Origin of the sequence: Corallococcus exercitus (genome assembly GCF_003611585.1) — a bacterium.
Taxonomy (GTDB): domain Bacteria; phylum Myxococcota; class Myxococcia; order Myxococcales; family Myxococcaceae; genus Corallococcus; species Corallococcus exercitus.
On the sequence record NZ_RAVW01000588.1, the window covers coordinates 1 to 4,604 of the forward strand.

Below are 4,604 nucleotides of genomic sequence, written 5' to 3' on the forward strand. Positions count from 1 at the left end.
CAGCGTCAGATGTGTAGAAGAGACAGGGCGTGGGCGGAGGCGCGGGAGGCGGCTCGGCGTGCGTGCGACACCCCTGCGCGATGACCAGACATGCCCACAGGGCAAGGCGCGACGGAAGGCGCATGGCTCAACTCCCTTGGGACGCGGGTCGGCTGCTGCGGCACGAAGGTACGGAGGTGGAGGCGGGCGCTACACCCCGTGCTCCAGTCCACCCCCGCGTCCGGGCCCGAACCCTTTCCTCCTGCGCGTGTGGCCCCCAGCTTTTCTCCTGGGACCCATTCACCGGAGGGACTGCACCATGGCACGCGCCATCATCAAGAAGGCCAACGAGGCGGACGAGCGCCGGCCTTTCATCGCACACGGAGAGGCCACCGTCCTGAACCTGGGAGCGCTCACCGTCGGCCGGGGCTTCTTCGAACCCGGCTGGCAATGGTCGAAGGACGTGAAGCCCCTCGCGGGCACGGAGAGCTGCGAGGTGGTCCACACCCTCAGCGTGCTGTCCGGGCGGATGCACATCCAGATGCGCGACGGCCAGGAGCTGGACCTGGAGCCGGGCGACGTCGCCTTCGTCCCGCCAGGCCATGACGCCTGGGTCGTGGGGGATGAGCCCTGCCGCGTCGTCGACTTCACCGGCGCGGAGGACTACGCCCAGGCCCGGACCGGCAAGCAGGAGGAGCCCGCGCAGCCGTCCATCCAGTAGCCCGGGCGGGCGCCGGCACGGCGGTCAGCGGATGCCCAGCCGCGCCAGCAGCGTGTCCACCATGCCGCTGACGCGGAATTGATCCAGCCAGTCGTCGACCTCGGTGAGGCCCGTGACGGCCGCGAACCGGCGCAGCACGTCCGAGGCCTGGAGCGCGGTGCGCAGGCCGAGCAGCTCGAACAGGTGCGGCCGTCCGCGCTGGTACAGCGCCGCGTCCAGGCGCTTCCACGGCTCCAGCCACGCCGGCTCCTCCAGGGGCCAGATGTCGGCGCGGCGGGCCTGTGACTGTGTCCGGTCGAGGATGGCATTGACGGCGCGGCGGCCCCCCTCGCACGCCCCCTCCATGGAGGCCAGGTCCGTGTGCGTGCGGACGTAGTCCCCCGCGAGACAGAGATTGGGAATGGCGCTCGCGGCCTCCGGACGCACCTCCCAGGAGCGCGGCGGATGGACCAGCAGGCCGGACGTGTTGCGCGGCGGCAGCCCGCCGCCGTAGTCCAGGTCCGCGTCCAGGTGGACGGAGTGCAGCAGCTCGTCGGTCAGCACCTGCTCCTCCGCGTCCCGGCCGTTGAGCGCCGCCTTGAGCTGTCCCCAGACCTCCTTCTTGATCTCCTCCGGCGTGCAGTCCTTCGCGCGCTTCGGCACGAACGTGCCGGGCGTGTTCCAATCCGAGATGTCGATGGACAGCAGCCCGCCCACCTGCCCATCCCCGAACTGGCGGCGGAACAACCCCAGCTCCCGCCAGAACTGCGGCTGCGAGATGGACGTCAGCGCCCACGGCGAGTCCGGATAGAAGGTGTGGCCCCGGACCAGCGGCACGTCTTCGTAGAGGAAGAACTGGAGCCCCACCATCCACGACACCAGCTGCTCCACGTCCGACGCGCGCAGCCGCGCCAGGGCTGGATCCAACGCGGCCAGCTCCGGCGTGATGAGCGCATGCGCCGCCTCCAGGGGCACCGCGAGCACGTAGTGGTCCGAGGCGCGGGACTCGCCGTTGGCGAAGCGGATGCCGGAGATGCGCCCGCCCGCGACGTCGAACCCGGTGCAGCGCACGCCCCCGTGGAACTGCACGCCCAGTGAGCGCAGATGGGCGACCCAGGGGTCGAGCCACATCTGGCTGGTGGGGCCGCCCATCGTCCGGTCGTTGTTCACCCCGCTCTGCGCGAAGTCGAGGATGAGCTGCATGGAGATGGTGCCAATCGTCCGCGCGGAGCCCCGCTTCGGATCCATGGCCACCATCGTGCGGGGGACGGCCCGCAGCAGCCGCTGGAGCTTCGGCGAGTACAAATCCCCCTGGCAGTAGTCCCACCAGGAAAGCCGCTCATACTGGCCGAACCGGCGAGCTTCACTCGATGATAGGAATTGCAGGATCTTGAGGCCGTACAGGCTGGTGTCGGCCGTGTCGAAGTCCAGCTTCTGGAAGAACAGCTCCAGCGCCTCCAGGACGTCGTAGGGCTTGTCGAGCTTGCGGCGGGAGAAGCGGTACCACGTGTCCTCGTCGACCATCGCGATGGCACTCTCCGTGGTGGCCCGGAGGTGCTGGTCGACGGTGGGGGTGGCCACGCCGGGCACCGCGGGCGTGCGCTGCATCTGGTCGATGACGTGGCGGTAGAAGCGCGGGTAGAAGCGGAAGCCGTGCTCGCCTGGCAGGTCGCGCCGCCCCTCCGTCCCCGTGCCGGGCACCGGCTGCGAGCGGGCCTTGCCGCCCCAGGTCGTCCGCGTGTCGTAGACGTGGACCTCGAAGCCGCGCTCCACCAACTCGTGCGCGGCCGTCAGGCCCGCGACGCCTCCTCCCACCACGATGACGCTGGGCATGCGGTATCTCCCCGGCTGTTCGTCCTCTGCTCGCGGGGGAGCGTCGCGCACGGCGTGGGGTGTCCACATCGCCCCGGAGCACGAGTGCGGTGTCTTGGGCGAACGGATGAGACGCACCGTGTCGGGTGTGGATGGGTTTGAAACATGTAACTCGTGACAGGTGAGACATGCTCTCGTCGAGGGTTTCTCCCGTCCAACCTGAGAGGTCCTGCTTGGTCGCAGCCCTCGCCTTCCTGCTGATTCCAACTGTGCGTGAAATCACCGGTGCGGTTGTGTCTTTTTGTTTGTTTCGATATTGTTGACTTCTCGATTGATTCCTCGCCTGGGGGTCGGCCCACCTTCACGGCAATGCCTTGCATCACGAGGAAGGGGGGCGCATGTCGCTATTCCTGAAGGACCCTCCACCTGTCTCCATGCGTGTACTGACTTCCTTCCGCTCGTGGGGCGGAGGGTGACGACAGGCCCGGGAGACATCACCTCGGAGACCACCGCGGAATGGCAGAAGGTGCTGGCCGTCTTCGCGGATGAAGCGGAGGGGTTGGTCGCCTCCATGGAAGAGAACCTCATCGCGCTCGAGGTCTCTCCGGCGGACGGGCTGCTCCAGGACATCCTGCGCGGGGCCCACACGCTCAAGGGCGCGGCGGCGTCGCTCGGCTTCCAGGCCGTGACGGACTACACGCACGGCGTCGAGGACCTGCTCCAGGCCCTGATCGACGGGCGCCTGGAGCCGGATGAGACGCGGGTGTCGCTGCTGCTCGGCGCGGTGGATCACCTGCGCGACCTGTCCCGGGCCTCGCTCGCGGGCGTGGACTCGCTGGGGGCGGTGCACCAGGCCCACCTCGTCCGGCTGCGCGAGGGCATCATCGCGGGCGCTCCCACGGAGGCGCCGCCCATCCCCACCGGCCTGCCGCGCATGCCGGAGTCCCGGAGCACGGCGCGAAGCCGCGCGCGCATGGACATGGAGCGCCTGGACCGCATCGTCACGCTCACCGCGGAGCTGTCCGTGGCGCGGGGCCGGATGGCGCAGTTCCTGTCGCGCGCGGAGGAGTCCGGCGCCAGCTGGGAGGACGCCCTCACGCAGCAGCGGGAGATGGATCCGCTCTTCGAGGCGCTCCAGGAAGAGGTGATGAAGGTGCGGATGGTCCCGGTGGGGCCGCTGTTCCGTCAGCACCTGCGCACCGTGCGCGACCTGGCCCGCTCCCAGCAGAAGCTGGCCCAGCTGGAGCTGGAGGGCGAGGACGCCACGCTGGACACCGCGGTGCTGGACGCGCTGCGCGACCCGCTGCTCCACCTCCTGCGCAACGCGCTGGACCACGGCATCGAGACGCCGGACGAGCGGCGCGCGGCGGGCAAGGACCCCCGGGGCCGCCTGCGGCTCAAGGCCTACCATGACGCCGGCAGCGTCGTGGTGGAGCTGTCCGACGACGGCCGGGGCATCCAGCGCGAACGCGTGCGCGAGCGCGCGCGGCGGATGGGGCTGGTGGCGGCGCCCGAGCGGCTGCGCGACGACGAGCTCCTGCGCCTCATCTTCGAGCCCGGCTTCTCCACGGCCACCGCGGTGACGGAGCTGTCCGGCCGCGGCGTGGGCATGGACGTGGTGCGCCGGGACATCGAGGCCCTGCGCGGCTCCGTCGCCATCCACAGCCAGGAGGGGCAGGGCACCACGCTGACGCTGCGGCTGCCGCTCACGCTCGCCGTCATCCAGGGCTTCGCCATGGGCGTGGGGGACCAGGTGTACGTCGTCCCCATCGAGGGCGTGCAGGAGTGCATGGAGGTCCCCGCCGGGGAGCGCACGGCGGAGACCTCCGGGGTGCTGTCGCTGCGCGGCCAGCCGCTGCCCTACCTGCGGCTCCGCCAGGTGTTCTCCCTGGGAGGCGGCACGCCGGCCCGGGAGAACGTGGTCGTCCTCAAGCACCCGGACGGCGTCATCGGGCTGGCGGTGGACGAGCTCCAGGGCGAGGGCCAGCGCGTCATCCGGCCCCTGGGGCGCCTCTTCCAGGGCATCCCCGGCATCTCCGGCTCCACCATCCTGGGAGACGGCCGGGTGGGGCTCCTCCTGGACACGCCCGCGCTGGTGCGCAGGGCCATCCTC

The 4,604-nt window shown here is 70.5% G+C and carries 3 protein-coding genes; 2 read left to right on the top strand and 1 reads right to left on the bottom strand.

Annotation, left to right across the window (positions count from 1 at the left end; all coding sequences use genetic code 11):
• Nucleotides 1–298 precede the first annotated feature (298 nt).
• Nucleotides 299–700: a cupin domain-containing protein gene (locus D7W79_RS39130; protein ID WP_120530326.1), complete on the top strand. Its 402-nt coding sequence runs from the start codon at nt 299–301 to the stop codon at nt 698–700.
• Nucleotides 701–724: 24 nt separating this feature from the next.
• Here the strand turns inward: D7W79_RS39130 and D7W79_RS39135 are convergent, their stop codons facing one another.
• On the bottom strand, nt 725–2,512 hold the full coding sequence (locus tag D7W79_RS39135) for a hydroxysqualene dehydroxylase (RefSeq protein ID WP_158617163.1): 1,788 nt from the start codon (nt 2,510–2,512) through the stop codon (nt 725–727).
• 451 nt (nt 2,513–2,963) lie between these two features.
• On the opposite strand from D7W79_RS39135, the gene D7W79_RS39140 reads away from it, so the two are divergent.
• On the top strand, nt 2,964–4,604 hold a 1,641-nt coding region (locus tag D7W79_RS39140; RefSeq protein WP_147442280.1), incomplete at its 3' end, for a chemotaxis protein CheA.